The organism is Chryseobacterium sp. CBSDS_008, assembly GCF_049959325.1.
GTDB lineage: Bacteria > Bacteroidota > Bacteroidia > Flavobacteriales > Weeksellaceae > Chryseobacterium.
The window spans coordinates 2,297,564-2,318,676 of record NZ_CP188202.1; the positions used below are offsets into that span (position 1 = coordinate 2,297,564).

The window sequence follows — 21,113 nt, forward strand, 5'->3', positions numbered from 1 at the left end:
ATAGAGCCTGGTATTATGCCGCACCTAGTTTTATTCTCAGGTTCTCAATAAGATTTTCCCAATACATTGCATTTTCCTCTTCATCACCTTCTTCACAGAAATCGGTTATATTTAAAGCCAGATCTTCTGTAATATCATCAATAGTGATAGTCATTTCAAAGAAATTTTTTGTTCCTTCATCTTCTTCCCATCTGAAACGCACGAAACCTTCAGGCTTATATCTGATCAAAGTGGCCTTCTCAGCAGGACCTCCGCCCCAGCTAAAAAAGAAATCATCGCCTTTCTCTGTTACCTCATCCGCAAACCATTCAGATAATCCTTCTGCAGTCGCCAGATATTCATACAAAATCTCTGATAAACAGTGCATTGGAAATTCGTAATGGACTTTATGTTTCGCCATATAATCTTTGTTTTATCGTCCCGCAATATATAAATTAATTTTTTTATTACGCAAAAAAACAATTACTTTTTTATAGAATCAGCATGATATTTATCACGGGATTCAAATCCTTATTATACTAAATCTTAGGGCTTAAAACAGCCATGCAAAACATAAAAAAATCTCTCCTTTCCGGAGAGATTTTATAGCTAATTTTCATTCAGGATATCAAGAATAATACGGCAGCCTTCTCTGATTTCGTCCAGCGATAATGTAAGGGGCGGAGAAATTCTCAGGTATTCGTTTCTGTACAGCTGCCAGAAAACAATCAGTCCTTTTTCCATACATTTTTTTGCTACTTCCAGCGTATATTCAGGAGATCCGAGATTTACAGCAAGCATTAAGCCTTTGCCATTGATATTTTTAATTTTAGGATGAACCAGCAGTTCCCTGAACAGCTTTTCTTTTTCTTCCACCTCATCCATCAGGCCGCTGTCCAGAACTTCTTTTAAAGTGGCATAACTTGCGGCCGCAATTAATGGATTTCCTCCAAAAGTGGTAATGTGACCAAGTTTTGGTGAGTGTGAAAGGGTTTCCATAATTTTTCCGGAACTCATGAAAGCTCCCACAGGAACGCCTCCTCCCATTCCTTTTCCCATAACAAGGATGTCCGGAACAATTCCAAAGTGTTCGAAAGAGAATAGCTTCCCTGTTCTTCCGAATCCGGGCTGTATTTCATCCAGAATCAGAAGCGCTCCTACGTCTTCGCATCTTTTCTTCAGCTTGATCAGATAATCGTTATCCGGGACCAGAAACCCGGCTGCTCCCTGAATAGTTTCCAGGATAACACACGCGGTTTTCTCTGTGATTTTATCGAAATCATCTTCATTATTAAATTCAATAAAAGAAACCATCGGCAGTAAAGGCCGGAACTCTCTTTTATGGGTTTCATTTCCTGAAACACTTAAAGCACCATGCGTATTTCCGTGGTAGGAATTTTTAAAAGAAACAATTTCCTCCCTCCCCGTATATCTTTTTGCCAGTTTTAAACTTCCGTCAATAGCTTCTGCACCACTGTTTACAAGGTATGTAACGTCCAATGGATCCGGAGTAGCTTCCGCCAGCAGCCGGCATAATGCAATGGGCTTTTCCTGTGCATATTCACCATATACCATAACGTGAAGATATTTATCTGCCTGTTCTTTGATCGCATTCACAATTTTAGGATGTGAATGTCCCAAAGTATTGGCAGAAACGCCTGCTACAAAATCAAGATACCTCTTCCCATCAGTTCCGTAAATATAGCTTCCTTCAGCTTTTTCAACTTCAAAACCTGCTGCAAACTTTGTAGTTTGTGCCTGGTATAGAAAAAAATCTTTATGCATGTCCATTGTCTCCAAAATTTCAGCAAAGCTATAAAAGATTCATTAAACGCTGAAATTAATCCACAAAAAAGACCAGCGAGATACTGGTCTTTGGTATTATTTTCTGGTTCGTTTAGGTTTTTTAGCTTCTTCTTTCGCTTTTTCGTCATCGATTGCTTTCTGTGCTTTATCAAACAGTTCGCTATCAGCTGTATATTGTATTTCTTCGTAATTCGGGGTGTCTACCAGAATATCCTGCCATTTCCGGATCCTGTCTTTGGTATTCCAGTTAAAATCCGGGAATTTTCTTTTTGCCGGTTCTATCATGCTCATAGGATAGGTATCTGAAGCAGCACCAATACTGCAGGAAATAATCTGTAAAGCTCTTTCTTCAAATAATGCGCCGATAATTCCGCAGGTAGAAAGTGTAATCCCTATTCTTTCCGGTTTTTTGGTTTCCTGATCGGTATCGTCAACATAAACGATAGACTGGGCGTTTCCCACTACTCTTGCTTCTTTGATCGCATTTTTTTCATAGTAAACCGTCATGAATTTTCCTTTCACCTGGTTGAACTCATCTTTCAGCGTAAGCGAATCTACTTTACTGATGGCAAAAGCGTTTCCGATTACTTTTAATGAATCAATATCTTCAGTCTTTGTATTGAAGTAGGCTTCTACCTTATCACCGGTTACCTGTTTTTCACCGCTCCAGAGAATCGGGTTGGTATACATATGCATGATTCCGTCTGTTTCATTGAAGGCAATGGAATCCGCCCTTCCCTGTGCATTAGATTTGTAAACACGGGCCCTTTTAAAGGCTCTCAGGTAACTTTTCTTCACTTTAATATCAAGAGAATCGGGTCTTTGATAGGAGATAATTTTTTCTGCAGCAAAATAAATGGAGTCTTTTTCCATTACTTTTACGGCATACGGGCTTTTTGTCATCATTGCAGAGTCTTTTTTCTCAAAAATCTCTCCGTAGCCTCCTTTTATATATCTTCTTTCTTTAGGATCATCAAGGGTTACATTTCCTGTAGCTTTACCGAATCCTGAAATCTGATTGTAGTACATATCGTCACCGGTAAGGATTTTTTCATTATAAAAGATCCTGGAGTTTTTGGTTAAAAAAGCTTCCTTGGAATCCATTTTATAAGTTCCTTTCTCAGTGTAAATTCTGTTTCTTGGGTTGGTTTTGCTGGTAATGGTTGTAGGCCCTATAAAATCAGCAATTTTTGTATTCTGATTTTGCTTGATATTAGGTCCGTCTATGATATACTGAGGGGTTTCTATTTTTACATTTCCGGTAAGATCCACCACTCTTGTATTGAGAAAATAAGTTCCTACTTTGGCGTAGGTTACATTCTGACCGTCAGAAATTGTTCCTCCAGTATTAAAGTAAGCCTGATTAGCCAGCCTGTCATAATACAGGATATCTGTTTTTATCGTTTGTTTGGGATCGGTAAGAACTACATTTTTTCTCGCAACACCTTTCTGGGTATTGGCATCATATTCCATTTCTCCTGCCGTAATTACAGAGCCGTCTGTATTTTGAAGCCTTGTATTGCCGATCGCTTTTACAAAGTTTTCTTCACTATACAGAACTACTTCATCCGCAGTAAGAATGGAGCCCTGGTGTTCAATCTTAACGTTTCCGGTAAAATATTGATTCCCGTCGTATTTTTCAGGGCTTTTCTTGATCTCGTCTGCATTGATGATCTTTACTTTATCTTCAGGTTTCAACTGCTTAGGCTGAGTGGGTGAAGGAGCCTGCAAATAAGGATCTCTCTTCACAGGGATTTTATCCTGCGCAAAGTTTAGCGTAGAAATAAAGAGTAACAGAAAAAGGGCTATTCTCATTAATTAGTCATTCTTAGTGCCATAAAAATATAGCGAATGAGAATCAATTTTTACGCCAAATGCTTCTTCAATGGCTTCTTTGATTCCTTGGATTCTTGGGTCGCAGAATTCAATGATTTCTTCAATCTCTTTATCAGAGTCTTTTTTGTAGATCACCAGGTGGTCATGCTGTTTGTCAAAATAAGACTTCTCATAAGATGAAGAGGTCAGTGTCTTTTCTCCGAACTGATGCTTACGGATCAAACCTGCATCAAGGAAAATTTCAATCGTGTTGTAGATCGTTGCTTTTGAAACATGATATTTCTTCTGCATCATCAGAAGATACAGATCATCAACGTTGAAGTGATGATCCATATTATAAATTTCTTCTAATATCGTATATCTTTCAGGTGTGTTTCTGAACCCCTTTTCTAATAAGTAGTTTCTCAAAACATCCTTGATCAAAGCTATATTTTTTTCTTTTTGTACTGTATCCATTAAAAAAATTATCTACAAATTTATTGAATTTTATTTAAATAGATATTATGGTTAAATACTAGCGGTTAAGAGTTGTGACGGAAGTATCCGGACTGCTCGATCTTATTGTCATAAACGGTAAGTTCTGTGATGGGTGCAGATTCTACTTCGACGTTATGCGAAGATACTCCCCAGGCTTTAAAGTCATCACTTCCGATGTACTTCACAAAGTTGTAAATATTAAGGGTTATTTTTTGCTTAACCGTTAAAAGTATATCGTTGATATAGGTGTTATCTATGATTACATATTTAAGATCCGGCGGTATATCATGAGCTCTTAAAGATGGATGGCTGCTTCTTGAAGGAATGGTTCCGTCTGCCATTAAATCTTTAAGGACCATATTGAAATAATCGTTGATTCTCCGGTCTACTTTAAATCCTAAAAGGAAGTTGATTTTATATACGGTCCCGGGAAGAATTTCGTCTACTGTATATCTGAAAGTATATGGATCTTCCTGGTTTACAATGCTCAGAATGAAATAATGGTCTGCTCTTTTCGGCTGTTTTTTGATAATGGAATAAATAATTTTTGATTCCACTTCATCATTTCTTTTTGCTCTGCTCAGATAAGCCAGATTGGTAGCATATTTCGGAATGGTTTCATCCAGTTTCATGTCTTTAAGAATAGATACATATTTTTCTATTTTCACAAACTGGATAAATCTTGTTTTGATTAATCTTCCGTTATACCATGCATACATAGACACTCCGATAGAACCAGCCAGTACAACGGTGATCCATCCACCCTCCATGAATTTGATAACATTGGCACTGAAAAATCCTAGTTCAATTGCCATATACACTAATGCGAAAAACAATATCAGAACTTTGCTCACCCTGTGTTTCAGTAACCAGAATACGAGCAAAACTGTTGTCATCAGCATCGTCACCGTAATGGAAAGTCCATAGGCGGCTTCCATTTTCCCTGATTCTCTGAAGTGCAGCACAACAATAATACAAAGAATAAGAAGCCCCCAGTTGATTCTTGGGATATACATCTGTCCTTTAACCCCGGAAGGGTAATCAATTTTCTGATTCGGCCACAGGTTAAGGGACATTGCTTCTGAGAATATGGTGAAAGAACCTGTAATCAATGCCTGGCTGGCAATAATTGCAGCGGCTGTTGCTAAAATTACACCGGGGATGATCATCCATTCTTCCATAATTCCAAAGAACGGGTTTACTACGGAAAACCCTGGTTTATTATAATTGGTCAAAAGCCACGCTCCCTGCCCCAGATAATTTAAAATAAGCATAATCTTAACGAATGCCCAGCTTATTCTGATGTTTTTGGCACCGCAGTGCCCTAAGTCAGAATATAATGCTTCAGCTCCTGTTGTACAAAGGAAAACGGCTCCGAGAATAACAATTGCACTCGGAGAATTGGCAATAAGCTTGTATGCATAATAAGGATTGAAAGACCTTAAAATCTCAAAATTCTCACTCAGGTGCATGACTCCCAGACCTCCCAATACTAAGAACCAAACTACCATCACCGGACCGAAAAACTTTCCGATAAAGCTGGTTCCGAATTGCTGTACCACGAAAATGGCAATCAGAATTCCGATGGTTATAGGAACAACAGGCGTGTGAGGATTATAAATTTCAAGACCTTCAATAGCTGACATCACTGTCAGTGACGGGGTAATGACTCCATCTGCAATAAGTGCCGCAGCACCAATAATGGCGATGAGATACAGCCACCCTTTCTTAAGGTTTTTTACCAGTGAAAACAAAGCCAGAATACCTCCCTCACCTTTGTTATCTGCTCTTAAGGCAATGATTACATATTTTATTGTGGTCTGAAGAGTAAGGGTCCAGATAATACAGGAGAGTGCTCCTTCTATGTATTCATTGAAAGGCATATTGCTCCCCTGTGACCTTGCATGCACAATTGCTTTCATTACGTAAAGCGGAGAGGTACCAATATCTCCAAAAACAATTCCTAGAGACACTAAAACTCCCATAAAGGAAAGTTTTTTTATGTCAAAGTGGTAGCCATCTTCTGTAGCTTCTGCCATATCAGCTTATTTATTTAAAGGCGCAAATTTATACTAATTTTATGACGTCAAGAACTTTTCTTCATGAATATAATAAATGAAAAAACTTCCTTTCGGAAGTTTTTCTCTATAACTATTTTACGTACATCGCTTTTTTGATTTCCTCTTTTACTTTTTCAAGCTTAGGGAACCATTCTGCAAATAATGCTGCAGAGTAAGGTGCAGGTGCATCAGGAGTAGTAATTCTCTTGATTGGAGCATCTAAATAATCAAATGCTTTTTGCTGTACCATATAAGTAATTTCAGAAGATATAGAAGCAAATGGCCAGGCTTCTTCTAAAATAACCAATCTGTTTGTTTTCTTCACGGATTCTAAAATCGTATCAAAATCCAGAGGACGAACTGTTCTAAGATCGATCACTTCTACAGAGATTCCTTCTTTAGCCATATCTTCAGCAGCCTGTAAAGCCAGTTTCATGATTTTACCGAAAGAAACTAAAGTAACGTCTGTTCCTTGTCTCTTGATATCTGCTTTTCCTAATGGCAAGTAGTATTCTTCTTCAGGAATTTCCATTTTATCTCCATACATCTGCTCAGATTCCATGAAAATAACCGGGTCATTATCCTGAATTGCAGTTTTCAACAACCCTTTTGCATCGTAAGGGTTTGAAGGAACCACTACTTTAAGGCCGGGGATGTTGGCAAACCAGTTCTCAAAAGCCTGAGAATGGGTAGCTCCTAATTGACCTGCAGAAGCTGTAGGGCCACGGAAAACGATTGGACAGTTCCACTGCCCACCACTCATCTGACGGATTTTTGCAGCATTATTAATAATCTGATCAATTCCTACCAATGAGAAATTGAATGTCATATACTCTACAATTGGTCTGTTACCATTCATCGCAGCACCAACAGCAATTCCTGTAAAACCAAGCTCTGCAATTGGAGTATCGATTACTCTTTTAGGACCAAACTCATCCAACATTCCTTTTGAAGCTTTGTATGCACCGTTATATTCTGCAACTTCTTCCCCCATTAAAAAGATGGATTCGTCTTTACGCATTTCCTCGCTCATTGCCTGTGCAATTACCTCACGAAAAGTATATTCTGCCATATTTATTCGAAAAATTTAGACTACAAAAATAGTGTTTTTTTATTATACACATACTAAAAAGCCATCTCATTTGAACGGAAAGCTTTAATATGAATTTTATTTAAAATGAATTTTCTTCATTCCGGTTCAGTTATTTACAGTCATTTCTGAAGTTTTGAAGAAATTTTGAAGAAATTTTGAAAAATTCTTTTATATACAAAAAAATGACATTTCATTTCTGAAATGCCATCTTAAAATTCTATTTAAACTTATATTTAATTAGCTTTCTCCCAAACCTGGGTTCTTCCTAACAAGGATAATCCCAAATAACCTCTTACGTTCAGTTTATCACCGCTTCTTGTAATGGTACATTTATATGTTTTTCCTGTTTTAGGATCTGTAATGGTTCCTCCGGTAAACTCATCCCCTTCTTTTTTCAGTCCTCTGATGATCTCCAATCCTACAATTGGCTTTCCTTTTCTGTCATCTTTACAAGCTGTACAGTTAGGATCAGCAGGTTTTATCAATAACTGGGAAACTTTTCCATAATATTTCCCATCTGATTTTTTGTACACTTCAACAATAGATTTCGCCTGTTTTGTCTCATCATCTATCGTTTTCCACTTACCTTCTATCTGTGCAAATGTAAGCACACCACATAAAGAAAGTGCCACCGTTAACAATATTTTTTTCATATTTCTTATAGTTTTAATTTTATACAATATTCTTATCTACGTATTGATAAAAATATAAATTAATTTTCAACAAACAAAAACATTTATTATACAAAGCATAAAGAGAGAAGAAAGCGAGTTGACAAATTTGTTTTCTAATACATCTTTATCGCCTTACCTTAATAAAGTTTCCTGTTAATCACCCTATCCATATAATCCTGATACCAGGCTTTTGCAGTTTTCTTTCCCTGTTCTACTTCAGGGGTTTTAACTTCATTCATTATATTTTTTTCAAGGCTCAGATCAGATTTATCGTATACGCCGATGATTTCTTTTCCGTCAAAGCGGTAAATATAGTTTCCAATCATGAACTGATCCGTACTTCCATCTGAATTTACAACGATAAAAGGATATTTTTTATCACTTACCAGACTTCTTCCCCAGCTTCTGATAGGTTTGTTATACCCAATAAGATCAGCTAATGTAGGATAGATATCTGCCTGCTGTGCTATTTCCCGGCTGACTCCTTTTAGCTGATAGGCAGGATTCGGAGAATAGAAAACCAACGGAACGGCATAGCGGTTCATCGCTCTTTCATATTCCGGATAATACACCTGGTTGGTATGATCTCCCGTAAAAACAAAGATCGTATTGTTGTACCAGGTCTGTTTTTTAGCCGTTTCAAAATATTGTTTGATCGCATAATCCGTATACTGCATCGGCTCATGAATTTCTATTTTCCCTTTTTTAAACTTCCCGTTATATTTTTCAGGTATTTTAAAAGGGTGATGTGATGAAGCAGTGAACACCGTGGTCATGAAAGGTTGTTTCTTCCCGACATTCTTAGCAAAATACTGAAGAAAAGGTTCATCCCAGATTGCCCACATCCCGTCAAAGTCTTCATCATGGTTATATTCTGTTTTCCCGAAATAATGTTTAAATCCCAAGATATTTCCGAACCCAAGGAATCCCATAGAACCGTTTGGTGCTCCATGATAAAAAGAGGTGTCATATTCAAGGTCATTGCATACGGAAACTATGGACTGAATTTTCTGGTTGGAATACGGAGATCCCGTAAATGCATCCGTAAGACTCGGTATTCCTGCCAGTACACTGCTCATTCCGTGAATCGACTGTCTTCCGTTCGCAAAAGTATTAGGAAATATAAGACTTTGACCAGCCAGACTATCCATAAACGGAGTGTAAGAGACATAGTCTTTAATATTTTTATCCTTATTAAAAGCACCGGAATATTCTCTCCCGAAAGATTCTACAATGAAAATAACAATATTGGGACGGTTCTCCACTTTTCTGTCGTATACTTTATAAGGGTGTACATTCTCTTCAATATATTTTTCATCTACAAAATGAACTTCTTTAAAGTTATTCGTATTTAAAGTTCTGAAAAAAGAAAATGTACTGTTAAGCACCATATTTCCCTGCAGTGGATTGGTCACAAAACGGGTGGCATCTACCATATTGATAGGCCTTGTACTGTGTTTAAAATCCCCCCGGATTCCTCCTACAACCAATACCGCTGTGATACACAGCGTAAGAATGGAAGTAATAAAGTAAGGCAGCAGTTTCAGAGGTTTTGTCTCCTCTACCTTCACCCTTTTGTAAAGGAAAACCCACAGGGCCATCAAAACCACATACCAGATCAGCACAAAAGGATGCTCTCCCACAGAGATCATCAATGTTTTGGAAACATTAGATTCATGCTCAGCTACTTGGAATACTGCTGAAGTAAGCCTTGCCTGTGAAAATTTATAGTAAATAAAATCCCCGAAGTTCATGGCATATGCAATCCCGTTGGTAATAAAATACAGCCAGAAGAGAATTTGTTGAAAAAATTTCTTCGTATTGATTACCAATGGCAATAAACTAAGGAGTATAAATAAGGCATTGACATACAAAATAGCTGTGGTGTCGAAAGCCGTACCATGGAAAGCCAGCTTTATATATTCTGAAACAGAGTCAACTTTAATCAGATCTTTATTAAAATACCAGAATAAAAGCCTGGCAATCTGATAAAAAATATAGGCCAGAAAAATCCTGTATACCAATGCCAGAACTTCCTGTTTTCTAAATCCTTTTAAAAATTTCATGGGACAAATTTACATCAAAATCACTTTAATGCATTTTTTAGTGTGGAATATTTTGACTTAGAATTTTTAAAAACTGTAATTTTGTGCTTATGGATTTTATAAAAAATAATCTGGCCAATGCTTTAACCCTGGCTAACTTATTTGCAGGCTGTGTAGGTGCAATACATCTAATTTTAGGAGATTATCAGACAACGGCAATCTGCCTTATTCTCTCTTCGGTTTTCGATTTTTTTGACGGCTTTGTAGCCAGAGCTTTAAAATCAAACTCCAATCTGGGACTTCAGCTGGATTCTCTTGCGGATATGGTAAGCTTTGGGGTGATCCCGGGACTCACTATGTATAAAGCACTCGAACCTTTCGGAGCTGAACTTCTTGGACTTCACTTTCCGTTTGAAATCAAGTATCTGGGACTGATCGTTACGGTATTTTCATGCCTTAGGCTTGCCATCTTCAATCTTGATGAAGAGCAGCGTTATTATTTCAAAGGGTTGAATACCCCTACCAATACCGTTTTACTGTTCGGCCTTTATTATGCCTTTAAAGAAACCGGAACTTTCAGCTTTTTGTTTGATAACGAACTGCTATTGGTTCTGCTGACTCTTTTTACTTCATGGCTTCTGATCAGCCCGATCAAAATGATGGCAATGAAATTCAAATCAAAACAATTAAAAGACAACTATCCCAAAGTAGTATTATTGGTAGGAGGAATTGCTATTCTTGCCCTATTTCAGGTGGTAGGAATCCCGATGCTCGTTCTTTATTATATATTGGTGTCTCTTATTTTTCAGGGACAGTTAAAATAGAAATCAGATTTCAGATATTAGACATTAGACTTTTGAAGCTGCAAATGTAAGTTCAGCTTATTTTCAAATTAACACAATCAATTATAGACATGAATTTAAAACTCCATAAACCACTTTGTATTTTTGATCTGGAAACAACAGGTACCAACATCGGGAAAGACCGAATTGTAGAGATCTGTATTTTAAAAGTAAACCCGGATGCTTCCAGAGAAAGCAAAACATGGCGCGTAAACCCGGAAATGCTTATTCCCAAGGAAAGCAGTGAGATCCACGGCATTTATGATGAAGATGTAAAAGATGCTCCTACCTTCAGGGATATTGCTTCTAAAATTATGGAAATGATTACCGGAAGTGATCTGGGAGGATTTAATTCCAACCGATTTGATGTTCTGCTTTTGGCTGAAGAGCTTTTAAGGGTAGGAATGGATTTTGATCTGAGTAAATTCAGACTGGTAGATGCACAGACTATTTTTCACAAGAAAGAGCCCAGAAACCTAGGAGCTGCTTATCAGTTTTACTGTGGAAAAACATTGGAAAATGCCCATTCTGCAGAAGCTGATGTTATGGCAACATTTGAAGTGCTGGATGCTCAGGTGGGAAAATACGATGATATTCCGAATGAAATAGCCCCGCTAAGTGAGTTTACATTCCATAACAAGAATGCAGATCTTGCCGGATTTATTGGATATAATGAAAAAATGGAAGAAGTTTTCAACTTTGGGAAGTATAAAGGCCAGGGGGTGAAAGCAATATTCCAAAAAGATTTAGGATATTTCGGATGGCTTCAGAACGCTGATTTCCCGTTATACACAAAGAAGATTTTTACAAAAATTCAACTATCAAGCAGATTTTAAAAATGTCAGAACTGGTTCGTTTTAAATTTTATGAAACTGCCCTGGAAGCTAACAGGGACAAGCAGATACTGGCTGAAAACGGCATCAACAGCTTTATTGCAAATGAACAGCTTATCCAGTCGGACTGGCTTCTGTCGCAGGCCGTAGGCGGCATACAGCTGCAGGTGTTTGAAGATGATGTGGAAAAAGCCCGGCAAATTCTGCAGGATTACCAAGAGAATGAACAGTACTCCCTGGAAGTAGAACATACGATTACAGATCCTGAGTTTGATTTTGTATGCCCGAAATGCGGTTCCAATCATATTTACAGGGATGACAGTGCCACGAGCTTCTTTGGGATTTCTTTTCTGACAAGTCATAAATTCAAATGTTATTATTGTGGGAATGAGTTTACGCATAATCAATAATACCCCTCATCGTTAATAAAGATTGCTTCGTTCCTCGCAATGACGAAGTCAAAAATAAAACAATAAATAGTTATGAAAATCATCTGCATAGGAAGAAACTACAGTGAGCATGCAAAAGAATTAGGAAATGAAGTTCCTGAGAATCCTGTTATCTTCATGAAACCAGATACAGCCGTTCTAAAGGGAAATGATTTTTATATCCCTGAATTTTCCAGTGATATTCACTACGAACTTGAAGTGGTCATAAAAATTTCCAAGGGTGGAAAATATATTCAGAAAGAAACAGCACCCAAGCACTATGAAGAAATTGGCCTTGGAATAGATTTCACAGCAAGAGATCTTCAGAGTGAGCTAAAATCAAAGGGTCTTCCCTGGGAACTGGCCAAGGGTTTTGATGGTTCTGCTGTGGTAAGCAGCTTTTTTAAAAAAGAACGTTTCAGTCTTGAGAACCTTCAGTTTTCACTGTTAAAAAATAAAGAGAAAGTACAGGATGGCAATACAAAAGATATGATGTTCAATTTTGATGATATCATCGCTTTTGCTTCTCAGTATTTTACGTTAAGAGTAGGTGACCTTATCTTCACAGGAACTCCAAAAGGGGTTGGAAAAGTGGAAGAAAACGATATCCTGGAAGCTTATCTTGAAGAGGAAAAAATCCTTGATATCCGAATATTATAAATATTTAATACAAAAGTCTGACAATTTTTTCATATCTTTAGGTAACAAAATTAAAGGTTATGATAAATATTGTATTACCCGTAGATTTTGGGGACAAGACAGACCAATTGGTAGACGGTGCCATAAAATTTGCAAAACAGCTTAACGGCAGGATTTACCTGATCCATGTAGCGCCATCAGATATCGGCTTTGCCATTGGTGATATGGGATTTCAATATTTTCCGGAAGTGGAAGCCAACGAAATCAGAGAGGAGCTGGTGCAGCTTAATAAAATTGAGCAAAGGATCATCAGCCATGATATCGATTGTGAACACCTTTTAAAGCAAGGGCTTGCCAAAGATATTATTCTGGAATACGCCAAGGCAAAAAATGCAGATTATATTGTGATGGGTTCACATGGCAGAAGCGGAATTTATGATGTATTCGTGGGAAGTTTAACAAAAGGGATTACGAAAAGCTCAAGCATTCCTGTCCTGGTGCTTCCAATTCACGACTAAGAAAAGAAAATTTTAATCGTTAGTAATAAAAAAACCGATCAAACCTATTGTTTGATCGGTTTTTTACTATATAACCAATTAATTAACCTTCTTTTTTGTAGATATTCGGATCGTAGTAAGGATGCTTACCTTCCGTTGGAGAATAATAGTCTTTATCTTTGTCGCCGCCTAGTGTAACCACCAGTACATAGCACCAATATGTAAACAGTGCACAGCAAACTATAAATAGAATCCAGTTTAAAACATTACCGAAAGCATCAAAGAAACCGAAAGACCATTTGAAAACTTTGCTTAAGAATAGAAAGAAAGACGTCATTATTTTCCTTTTTTAAATTAACTTTGTACAAATTTATAAAAAATGTTTAAATTACTTTCAAAAGAAAGCAATATTTTTTCAATTCCTGTTTATATTGGTTTTCTTCTTTTAGTAGTAATAATATTTAACATACTGAATTTCAACACTTATGAAGCTATAGTTGCCGGGATAACTTTTCTGGGAATTGCTTTGGGATATTTTTGTTTTCACAGTATTGCTCTTAATTACCAGACCCATCTGCCCTTATTCTTATATACTTTTTTTATTTTCGGGCTGTATCCCGGAAATCTGGATATAGGAATTGCCGTTTCGCTGCTTACAAATTCTTTTCTTATCCTTCTTCTGACCAGTGCTGATGAAGATATCAGAAAGAAGTCTTATGTATTGGTAGGATCTATTGTGGCACTGAATTTTATTTTTCTTCCTACCACCTGGCCAATGGCTGTTTTTGTGATCATCCACGTGATTGCAACCTCTGCCAAAATCGGGTTGAATCTTTTCAGGTTCCTTTTAGGAATTGTTCTGATTACCTTCAGTTATTTTGCTGTCATGTATTTTGTTCAGTTTACTTCCTGGAATATAGATTATTTTCCTTTTGGAAAAATGAAGCCGGTAACAGATTATACAGAGCTTCTGCCACTGATACCTGTGGTACTGATGCTTATTTATGCGGTATATGACCATTTTAAAAATTATAATAAGAAAAGCCCGATAAGCAGATACAAGTATACCTTCCTGCTGGTCTTTTCGGCAGCACAGCTTATTTCCATCATCCTGTATATGAATAAGAGCTATGAATATCTGCTTCTCCTGGCATTTCCTTCAAGCATTATTCTGAGCAGAATGATGAGATTTTTACCTAAATACTGGATGCGTGAAGCCAGTGTATGGCTTATTATTATTAGCTTACTGACCTTTAAAGCGGGTACAGTTTTTGATTTATTTTAAAAAATTATGATTCAGATAGACGATAAATTGATTTCCGAGGAAATTTTTTCCGAAGAATTTGTTTGCAACCTTACAAAATGTAAAGGTGCATGTTGTGTGGAAGGCGATGTGGGAGCTCCGTTGGATAAAAACGAGCTCGAAATATTGGACAGTATTTTTGATAAAATAAAGCCTTACCTTACTCAGGAAGGAATCAAAGCCCTTGAAGAACAGGGCACATGGACTACTGATCCACACGACGGAATGTATGTTACTCCTATGGTGGAAAACCGCGAATGTGCTTATGTAACGTTCGATGAAAAAGGAATTACTAAATGCGGTATTGAAAAAGCGTACGAAGATGGTGCTGTAGACTGGCAAAAACCTATTTCATGCCACTTATACCCTATCCGTGTTACGGAATATTCTGCATTCACCGCATTGAATTATCATGAATGGAATGTATGCAGCGATGCCTGTACACTTGGAAAAGAACTTCAGGTTCCTGTCTACAAGTTTTTAAAAACTCCATTGATCAGAAAATACGGTGAAGAATTCTATACCGTATTAAGTGAAGCTGCTGACGAATGGAAAAAAGAATATGGCTCTTAACCGGTCAGGATTTGAATGTAAATAAAAAACCCGCAGTATATATTCTGCGGGTTTTATGGTAAACAGGTTAACAACTATTGCTTTACGACAGTAGCTCCTGTAACGACTGCTTTTGAATCTGTCTTGGCAGATTTTTCCCAACCGTCTTCCGGCATCAAAGTCGCTACAATTTTACCTTTTGTAAGATATTTTTTAGCGACATCCTGAAGATCTTTTACCGTAAGTGCTTTTACTTTATCCTGGTAATTCAGGATATCATACTTATCACTTCCATCCAACTGGTTTTTAGCAATAGCACTCATCCAGAACATATTATCTTTAAGTTCTGTTTTATTGTCATTGTATTCTCCTTCTTTGTATTTATCCAGATCTTTCTGTTCAGGACCATTGTCTATCAGCTTCTGAAGCTCTGCAATAGCGCTCTTCGTCAGTTTTTCAACATTTTCCGGACCGCAAGGAAAGTTAATCCCAAAATTGTAAGTCCCGTAAGGTATTTTGTTCATACCACCTCTGGCACCTCCTCCGTAGATACCGCTTTCATCTTCTCTTAGCTTTTCGATAACCTTGATGGTAGCTACTTCTCCAAGGGCTGATAATGCTAAAGCCTCTTTTTCATTGTAAGGAGCTTCCCCGCTGTATGAGATAGATACCATACTCTTGGGATCTTTTCCTTTTTTATATACTTTGGTATAGTCTCCGGTCATCGTACGGTATCCTGTATCTTTATATGTTGCTGTTTTTCCTGACGTTGGAAGACTTGCAATATACTGAAGCACTTCATCTTTAAACTTCGCCTCATCGATGTTTCCTACGAAATAAAACTGGAAGTTTCCGGCGTTGGCAAATTTATCCTTGTAGATATCATATGCTTTTTTATAGTCTGTATTCGCCCAGTCTTTTTCCATTGGGAATACTCCGATAAATCTAGGATTCTTCTGATTCATAAATTTTGCATGCTCATTAGAAAAATAGGCCTGAGGGTTGGACAACAGGTTACTAAGCATTGCAGACTGCTTTTCTTTGTAAGCATTAAAGGATGCCGGATTGTAATTTAAGCTTGTAAAATAAGCATACATAAGCTCCATAGCTGTTCCTAAGTCTTTTTGTGTAGTTCTTCCGGAAACACCTTCAAAAAGAGACGTTACCATAGGATTTACACTCACCTGCTTACCGGCAAGATAATTGGTAAGATCTGCTTTAGAGAATCCTCCTACCCCTGCTTCTGCTAATGCAGAGAAAGCAAACTGTGTTTTATTGTAATCTGCATCCGGAATAAGAGAACTTCCTCCTAAACTTCTTGCAGTAAATACAATTTCGTCATCTTTAAAGTCTGTTTTTTTGAAAGTTACTTTAGCTCCGTTGCTTAACGTCCATGTGGTCGTACCTAATCTGGCATCTGTTTCTGTTTTGGCAATTTTTCCTTCAGATTTGAAAGGTTTTACTAAATTTTTGATGGCAGCCTTTTCTTCATACGGCTTAAGATCTGCTATTTTCACAGCATCGAATGTATTCAGTACCATCGCTTCTGTAGGCATGGTTACATTATCTTTTTTAGGCCCGGTGATCACAATTACCCTGCTGTCATCTTTCACCATTTTCCTAATGATGTCATTGGTTTGTGCAAGGGTAACAGACGGTAAGAAAGACTTGGTATCTTCATATTCCCATGCAATTCCAGGAATCGGTTCCTGCTCCAGGAAATTTCTTACGTATTCTTCAACCAGCATATCACTTTCTGTCTTATCTCTGTTGTTATAAGATCTTTCAAGATTGGAAAGCACCTGAGATTTCGCTCTGTCGAGTTCAGATTGGGTAAACCCAAATCTTTTTGCTCTTTCCACTTCTTCCAGAAGAACTTTCAGGGCATTAAGCTGGTTTCCTTCTTTCACCATCGCAAATCCCTGGAAAGCTTCTTTGCTTCTGGCATACGTTCCTCCATGATAAACGGATCCGAAAGTAAACGGTGGGTTTGTAGAATTGATCAGCTCTTTCAGCCTGTTGTTCAACATCGTGGTGGAAAGATTTTCTATAAGACTCTGATTGTACTGTTCAACCGTTACATCCGGTTTGTAGGCATCAGCATCCTTCATGATAAACTGCACCATAGAATTGGTGGCATCCGGATCTGTTTCAATAGCTACCAGAGTTTCTTTGTGATTCGGAAGATCAAAAGATTTTCTTTCTCTGGACTTTGAAGGGTTTTTATACTTACTGAAGTTATCCTTGATCTTTTTTTCAATTTCATCTACATTGATATCTCCTACCACAACAATCGCCATCAGATCCGGTCTGTACCAGTCCTGGTGGAATTTTCTGATAACATCCGGCTTGAAGTTTTCCAGTACTTCTTTTTTCCCGATCGGAAGTCTGTCTGCATATTGAGATTTGTATAAAAGCTTCGGCAGGTATTTATCCATCATTCTTTTATCTGGTCCAAGACCCAATCTCAGCTCTTCCAATACCACTCCTCTTTCTTTATTGATCTGCTCATCAGAAAGCGTTGCATTAAATGCCCAGTCTTCCATCACTTTCAGTCCGGCATCCAGATTTCCCGGTTTATCCAATGGAACCGGAAGCATATAGACGGTTTCGTCAAAACCTGTGTAAGCATTAAGGTGCTGCCCGAACTTTACTCCGATAGACTGTAAAAAGTCCACTAATTTATTATCAGGAAAATTTTTGGTGCCGTTGAAGTTCATGTGCTCCATAAAGTGAGCCAATCCTCTCTGATTTTCGTCTTCAAGAATAGACCCGGCATTGATTGCCAGACGGAAGTCTACTTTCTTCTCAGGTAAGGTGTTTTTTTTGATGTAGTACTTCATTCCGTTGGAAAGAGTTCCCATCCGCACGGAGGGATCTACTGGAATATTCTGTGCAAAGGCATTTGCAGACATCATAAAGATGACCGCAAATGAAGATAATACTTTTTTCATGGTATTTGATTTTATTTAAGACTTAAAACTACCAATTATTCACAAGATGAAGAAATCATAAAATCTATTTTATAGTTAAATTTGAGTTAAATTTATTTATATACTAAAAAAACCGGGAAATTCCCGGTTTTTATTTTTTAAAAAGTAATTTTTTATTTAAAATCAGCATCTGTAACTCCAGCGTTGATGACAACCTTTGTAGTTTTAATGGTCATTTTCTGACCTCCACCTTCAGCGTCTACTTCAGCAGGAAACTGTATTCCGTCTACAGTCATATAGCTTTTAATGGTTGCATTTCCTTCTCCTGCGTCTGTCTTATACAAAAGTCCTGTTCCCGCATCGAAATAAAATTTTCCTTTGTCTGAAGACAAGACATTATAGTCTTTTCCATCTAATTTTTCTGTAGATACAGTCTGGAAATTAGAAGCGTCAAAAGCCAGGGCATCAATTGGTTTTCCTTTTTTCAGCTCAGCAAGTTTATCTGCAGGAATATCCGTTTTGGTTCCCATCTGATCAAAGTATCCTTTCTCACCGTCAAAAAGCTGAACCATTTCTTTACCCATCAGCGATTGTACAGATTTGAACTTATTTCCTAATTTCTTAGTCGTCATTTGAATTTCCATTCCCTGTACGATAACCGTATTATCAGTAATGGTAGATTTTACAGCGTCCAGTTTATCTTTTCCACCCAGCGCTTTGAAATAATTATCAACCACTTCTTTAGGTGTCAGTTTTGATTTTACAGCTTCTGTTTTTACAGGTGCTGACCCTTTTTTCTGAGCTGCTGCAGGAACTGAGAAAAGTACAGCGCAGAAAAACGGAATGATGATCTTTTTCATATTATAATAAAGTTTAAAGGGTAAATATAGGAATATTGGAGGACATACAAATCAATAATAAGCAATTAGTAATGAGTAATCATTGATAAATGATTGGTGGTGGTGATTAATTATTTTTTTGGTATGGATATAAAAAAACCGTCAGAAATTGACGGTTTTCAAATATTTATATCGGTGTATAATTATTTCTTAAGTTCTTCTAAAAATTCGTCGTGAGAAATTTTAGTTTCTTTTTTGCTGGCTTTTTCAAGAATTACATCTTTCAATTTAGCCATAGCTACTTCAGAAGAAATCTGTCTTACCTGCTCCTGGTCTTTCAACATTTCAACAGCGTATTTCTGGATTTCTTCATCACCTAAATGATGGATTCCGTAGATTGCCAATTGGTTTTTTACCAACTGCTCAGCCTGAGCCAATACATCAGCATAATCAAGGTTGATTTCGTTCTCAGTCATCAATTTACCTTCGATGATCTGATATTTCAATTGGTTTTTCTCAGCTTCAAGAATTTCTTTAGCCTGCTCTTCAGACTGGATGTTCTGGTTAGAGAATAATAACCATTTCACAAGGAATGATTCAGGAAGTTTTACTTCTTCTTTTTCCGTTACCTGCTCCAACACTTTATTCACAAAGTGAACATCAGCATTCTGCTGGAAATACTCGTCTAATTCAGTTTTTACTTTATCTTTAAGCTCCTCTTCAGACTTGATGTTTCCTTCTCCGTATACTTTGTCGAATAAGTCCTGGTTAAGCTCAGCTAAATCTAATGAATAGAAATCTTTTACTTTCACTTCTACTTCGTTGTGGTGCAGGTGCTCCACTTCTTCTTTGCTGAATCCTAATTCTTTAGCTAATTCTTCGTCACCGGCAAGAGTTTCTTTAGTCACTTTTACAGATCCATCCATTTTCAGTCCTTTTACCAATTTGAAAGCTTCTTTGTTTTCAGCGGTAATAGTAACGTTCTTCGGGTGGTGGTGGTGTTCTCCTTCAGCATCTTCTTCCACAACCTGAGAAACTTCTAAAGCAATGTAAGAATCTTTAGTGATCTTATCTTGAGGAACCTGCTCAGCAAAACGCTTCTGCATGTTTTCAATACTCTTACTGATTTCTTTATCAGAAGCTTCTACTTTGTAGTGAGGAGCTTCATATTTAGCTAAATCTATAGTGAATTCAGGCTCAAATCCTACTTCGAAAGCAACTTCTATTTGATCAGCATTGTAATCTAGTTCGTTTACTGGCTGAGGAATAGGCTGACCAACTAATCTTAATTTGTTTTCGTTAACATAGTTGTTCAATGCATCAGAAACTTGTCTGTTGATTTCTTCAAATGCAATACCTGCTTCATATTGTTTTTTAACCATACTCAAAGGCACTTTCCCTTTTCTGAACCCAGGAACTTGCGCATTTTTAGCATAATTAATCAACTGCTTCTCTACTTTTTCTTTGTAGTCAGATTTTTCCAATGTTACTGTAAGTAATGCACTTACGTCATCATGGTTTTGTGCGGTAACCTTCATTATTGATTAAAATTTTAGGTTGCAAAAATAGGAATTTTTTATGAAAATCACCCATTTAAAATCAACTTATAACGCCAAATATTGTTAAATAAAAAACCACCGGAGAATTCCGGTGGCTTAAACAAGATTAAAGGATATATCAATTAATAATATTATAGTTGGCCTGTGCGTCTGTTTCCCCTCCTGTATGAGTTCCATAGATCACTCCGTTTCCGCTCACAGCAGAAGCTTCAGAAACCGTTACCGGCTCATGGAATAATGTAAGAACCAGCTGACTAGATGCAGAAGCATTTTTTACAGCAGTATTGACTACCCATTTAGTTTTCAGCCCAACACGGTTTCCATCTCCTCTTGTGAAATCATCTGTACGTGTTAAAGTAATATCAGAATTTGGAAAGTTGTATACCAGAAAATGCGCATCTTTTGCCTCTATAATTTCCTGAGTAGCATCTTCATCACCGTTTTTGAAAATAACTTCTACATCATAGGTATGACCGTCGATCAATTTAACATTAGGATTAGTAGTGCTGTTCACCTGATAGTCATAAACAATATGATTATTAGGATTAGCCTGATCTGTTACTCTTAAAAGAACATCTGAAAGTTCTTCCTGAGGAAGATCGTCTGCTTCATCATCGCTTCTGTTACATGATGTTAAGCTTAAAGAAACGGCTAAGAATAAAAGTCCTAAGATAAGTGTTGTATTTTTAAAAATATTTTTCATTTTTTTTGATTTTAA

General features: G+C 37.2%; 20 protein-coding genes. 7 read left to right on the plus strand and 13 right to left on the minus strand.

Features of this window, described 5'->3' with window-relative positions; translation table 11 throughout:
* Window positions 1-13 precede the first annotated feature (13 nt).
* The 8 genes from ACP3T3_RS10340 to ACP3T3_RS10375 all read right to left on the minus strand — a co-directional run bounded on the left by ACP3T3_RS10340 (window position 14) and on the right by ACP3T3_RS10375 (window position 9,991).
* Complete coding sequence (locus ACP3T3_RS10340) at window positions 14-400, minus strand: START-like domain-containing protein (RefSeq protein WP_034696870.1); 387 nt, start codon at window positions 398-400, stop codon at window positions 14-16.
* A 188-nt stretch (window positions 401-588) separates the two neighbouring features.
* Window positions 589-1,764: an aspartate aminotransferase family protein gene (locus ACP3T3_RS10345; RefSeq protein WP_426479965.1), complete on the minus strand. Its 1,176-nt coding sequence runs from the start codon at window positions 1,762-1,764 to the stop codon at window positions 589-591.
* A 96-nt stretch (window positions 1,765-1,860) separates the two neighbouring features.
* Window positions 1,861-3,600 carry an OstA-like protein gene (locus ACP3T3_RS10350; protein ID WP_426479787.1) on the minus strand — a complete coding sequence of 580 codons (1,740 nt, stop codon included), beginning with the start codon at window positions 3,598-3,600 and terminating at the stop codon, window positions 1,861-1,863.
* A gap of 3 nt (window positions 3,601-3,603) precedes the next feature.
* On the minus strand, window positions 3,604-4,077 hold the full coding sequence (locus tag ACP3T3_RS10355) for a Fur family transcriptional regulator (RefSeq protein WP_027374694.1): 474 nt from the start codon (window positions 4,075-4,077) through the stop codon (window positions 3,604-3,606).
* A gap of 65 nt (window positions 4,078-4,142) precedes the next feature.
* Window positions 4,143-6,137, minus strand: coding sequence for a KUP/HAK/KT family potassium transporter (locus ACP3T3_RS10360; protein WP_426479788.1), 1,995 nt, complete (start codon window positions 6,135-6,137; stop codon window positions 4,143-4,145).
* A 112-nt stretch (window positions 6,138-6,249) separates the two neighbouring features.
* The gene (locus tag ACP3T3_RS10365; RefSeq protein ID WP_089689880.1) at window positions 6,250-7,230 is read right to left on the minus strand and encodes a pyruvate dehydrogenase complex E1 component subunit beta; all 981 of its coding nucleotides are present in this window, start codon (window positions 7,228-7,230) and stop codon (window positions 6,250-6,252) included.
* Between the two features lie 254 nt (window positions 7,231-7,484).
* Window positions 7,485-7,904: a DUF2147 domain-containing protein gene (locus ACP3T3_RS10370; RefSeq protein ID WP_426479789.1), complete on the minus strand. Its 420-nt coding sequence runs from the start codon at window positions 7,902-7,904 to the stop codon at window positions 7,485-7,487.
* Between the two features lie 158 nt (window positions 7,905-8,062).
* On the minus strand, window positions 8,063-9,991 hold the full coding sequence (locus ACP3T3_RS10375) for an LTA synthase family protein (RefSeq protein WP_426479790.1): 1,929 nt from the start codon (window positions 9,989-9,991) through the stop codon (window positions 8,063-8,065).
* Between the two features lie 89 nt (window positions 9,992-10,080).
* Between ACP3T3_RS10375 and ACP3T3_RS10380 the strand changes: the two genes are divergently transcribed.
* The 5 genes from ACP3T3_RS10380 to ACP3T3_RS10400 all read left to right on the plus strand — a co-directional run bounded on the left by ACP3T3_RS10380 (window position 10,081) and on the right by ACP3T3_RS10400 (window position 13,230).
* On the plus strand, window positions 10,081-10,794 hold the full coding sequence (locus ACP3T3_RS10380; RefSeq protein ID WP_426479791.1) for a CDP-alcohol phosphatidyltransferase family protein: 714 nt from the start codon (window positions 10,081-10,083) through the stop codon (window positions 10,792-10,794).
* An 89-nt stretch (window positions 10,795-10,883) separates the two neighbouring features.
* Window positions 10,884-11,648: an exonuclease domain-containing protein gene (locus tag ACP3T3_RS10385; RefSeq protein WP_426479792.1), complete on the plus strand. Its 765-nt coding sequence runs from the start codon at window positions 10,884-10,886 to the stop codon at window positions 11,646-11,648.
* Window positions 11,649-11,650: 2 nt separating this feature from the next.
* The gene (locus tag ACP3T3_RS10390; RefSeq protein WP_426479793.1) at window positions 11,651-12,055 is read left to right on the plus strand and encodes a DUF2007 domain-containing protein; all 405 of its coding nucleotides are present in this window, start codon (window positions 11,651-11,653) and stop codon (window positions 12,053-12,055) included.
* A gap of 72 nt (window positions 12,056-12,127) precedes the next feature.
* Window positions 12,128-12,733 carry a fumarylacetoacetate hydrolase family protein gene (locus ACP3T3_RS10395; protein ID WP_426479794.1) on the plus strand — a complete coding sequence of 202 codons (606 nt, stop codon included), beginning with the start codon at window positions 12,128-12,130 and terminating at the stop codon, window positions 12,731-12,733.
* A gap of 59 nt (window positions 12,734-12,792) precedes the next feature.
* A complete protein-coding gene (locus tag ACP3T3_RS10400; RefSeq protein WP_426479795.1) occupies window positions 12,793-13,230 on the plus strand; it encodes a universal stress protein in 438 nt (145 codons plus the stop codon).
* An 82-nt stretch (window positions 13,231-13,312) separates the two neighbouring features.
* Here ACP3T3_RS10400 and ACP3T3_RS10405 read toward each other — a convergent pair whose 3' ends face one another.
* Window positions 13,313-13,546: a DUF6341 family protein gene (locus ACP3T3_RS10405; RefSeq protein ID WP_076446780.1), complete on the minus strand. Its 234-nt coding sequence runs from the start codon at window positions 13,544-13,546 to the stop codon at window positions 13,313-13,315.
* Window positions 13,547-13,588: 42 nt separating this feature from the next.
* Between ACP3T3_RS10405 and ACP3T3_RS10410 the strand changes: the two genes are divergently transcribed.
* Complete coding sequence (locus ACP3T3_RS10410) at window positions 13,589-14,494, plus strand: DUF6427 family protein (protein ID WP_426479796.1); 906 nt, start codon at window positions 13,589-13,591, stop codon at window positions 14,492-14,494.
* Window positions 14,495-14,500: 6 nt separating this feature from the next.
* Entirely contained in the window at window positions 14,501-15,085 is a 585-nt protein-coding gene (locus ACP3T3_RS10415) for a DUF3109 family protein (protein WP_426479797.1), read from the plus strand.
* Between the two features lie 74 nt (window positions 15,086-15,159).
* On the opposite strand, the gene ACP3T3_RS10420 is transcribed toward ACP3T3_RS10415, so the two are convergent.
* The 4 genes from ACP3T3_RS10420 to ACP3T3_RS10435 all read right to left on the minus strand — a co-directional run bounded on the left by ACP3T3_RS10420 (window position 15,160) and on the right by ACP3T3_RS10435 (window position 21,098).
* Complete coding sequence (locus tag ACP3T3_RS10420) at window positions 15,160-18,018, minus strand: M16 family metallopeptidase (RefSeq protein WP_426479798.1); 2,859 nt, start codon at window positions 18,016-18,018, stop codon at window positions 15,160-15,162.
* 152 nt (window positions 18,019-18,170) lie between these two features.
* Window positions 18,171-18,857, minus strand: a complete 687-nt coding sequence (locus tag ACP3T3_RS10425; protein WP_426479799.1) for a hypothetical protein — start codon at window positions 18,855-18,857, stop codon at window positions 18,171-18,173.
* A 182-nt stretch (window positions 18,858-19,039) separates the two neighbouring features.
* Entirely contained in the window at window positions 19,040-20,374 is a 1,335-nt protein-coding gene (locus ACP3T3_RS10430; RefSeq protein WP_426479800.1) for a trigger factor, read from the minus strand.
* 139 nt (window positions 20,375-20,513) lie between these two features.
* A complete protein-coding gene (locus tag ACP3T3_RS10435; RefSeq protein WP_426479801.1) occupies window positions 20,514-21,098 on the minus strand; it encodes a hypothetical protein in 585 nt (194 codons plus the stop codon).
* Window positions 21,099-21,113 lie beyond the last annotated feature (15 nt).

Excerpts from the sequence above, each read along its gene's own strand:
- ACP3T3_RS10430 (WP_426479800.1), bottom strand. The coding sequence starts at position 20,374 with ATGAAGGTTACCGCACAAAACCATGATGACGTAAGTGCATTACTTACA.
- ACP3T3_RS10415 (WP_426479797.1), top strand. The coding sequence starts at position 14,501 with ATGATTCAGATAGACGATAAATTGATTTCCGAGGAAATTTTTTCCGAA.
- ACP3T3_RS10355 (WP_027374694.1), bottom strand. The coding sequence starts at position 4,077 with ATGGATACAGTACAAAAAGAAAAAAATATAGCTTTGATCAAGGATGTT.
- ACP3T3_RS10365 (WP_089689880.1), bottom strand. The coding sequence starts at position 7,230 with ATGGCAGAATATACTTTTCGTGAGGTAATTGCACAGGCAATGAGCGAG.
- ACP3T3_RS10375 (WP_426479790.1), bottom strand. The coding sequence starts at position 9,991 with ATGAAATTTTTAAAAGGATTTAGAAAACAGGAAGTTCTGGCATTGGTA.
- ACP3T3_RS10405 (WP_076446780.1), bottom strand. The coding sequence starts at position 13,546 with ATGACGTCTTTCTTTCTATTCTTAAGCAAAGTTTTCAAATGGTCTTTC.
- ACP3T3_RS10425 (WP_426479799.1), bottom strand. The coding sequence starts at position 18,857 with ATGAAAAAGATCATCATTCCGTTTTTCTGCGCTGTACTTTTCTCAGTT.
- ACP3T3_RS10360 (WP_426479788.1), bottom strand. The coding sequence starts at position 6,137 with ATGGCAGAAGCTACAGAAGATGGCTACCACTTTGACATAAAAAAACTT.
- ACP3T3_RS10350 (WP_426479787.1), bottom strand. The coding sequence starts at position 3,600 with ATGAGAATAGCCCTTTTTCTGTTACTCTTTATTTCTACGCTAAACTTT.
- ACP3T3_RS10390 (WP_426479793.1), top strand. The coding sequence starts at position 11,651 with ATGTCAGAACTGGTTCGTTTTAAATTTTATGAAACTGCCCTGGAAGCT.
- ACP3T3_RS10400 (WP_426479795.1), top strand. The coding sequence starts at position 12,793 with ATGATAAATATTGTATTACCCGTAGATTTTGGGGACAAGACAGACCAA.
- ACP3T3_RS10420 (WP_426479798.1), bottom strand. The coding sequence starts at position 18,018 with ATGAAAAAAGTATTATCTTCATTTGCGGTCATCTTTATGATGTCTGCA.
- ACP3T3_RS10410 (WP_426479796.1), top strand. The coding sequence starts at position 13,589 with ATGTTTAAATTACTTTCAAAAGAAAGCAATATTTTTTCAATTCCTGTT.
- ACP3T3_RS10385 (WP_426479792.1), top strand. The coding sequence starts at position 10,884 with ATGAATTTAAAACTCCATAAACCACTTTGTATTTTTGATCTGGAAACA.
- ACP3T3_RS10435 (WP_426479801.1), bottom strand. The coding sequence starts at position 21,098 with ATGAAAAATATTTTTAAAAATACAACACTTATCTTAGGACTTTTATTC.
- ACP3T3_RS10345 (WP_426479965.1), bottom strand. The coding sequence starts at position 1,764 with ATGCATAAAGATTTTTTTCTATACCAGGCACAAACTACAAAGTTTGCA.
- ACP3T3_RS10395 (WP_426479794.1), top strand. The coding sequence starts at position 12,128 with ATGAAAATCATCTGCATAGGAAGAAACTACAGTGAGCATGCAAAAGAA.
- ACP3T3_RS10380 (WP_426479791.1), top strand. The coding sequence starts at position 10,081 with ATGGATTTTATAAAAAATAATCTGGCCAATGCTTTAACCCTGGCTAAC.
- ACP3T3_RS10370 (WP_426479789.1), bottom strand. The coding sequence starts at position 7,904 with ATGAAAAAAATATTGTTAACGGTGGCACTTTCTTTATGTGGTGTGCTT.
- ACP3T3_RS10340 (WP_034696870.1), bottom strand. The coding sequence starts at position 400 with ATGGCGAAACATAAAGTCCATTACGAATTTCCAATGCACTGTTTATCA.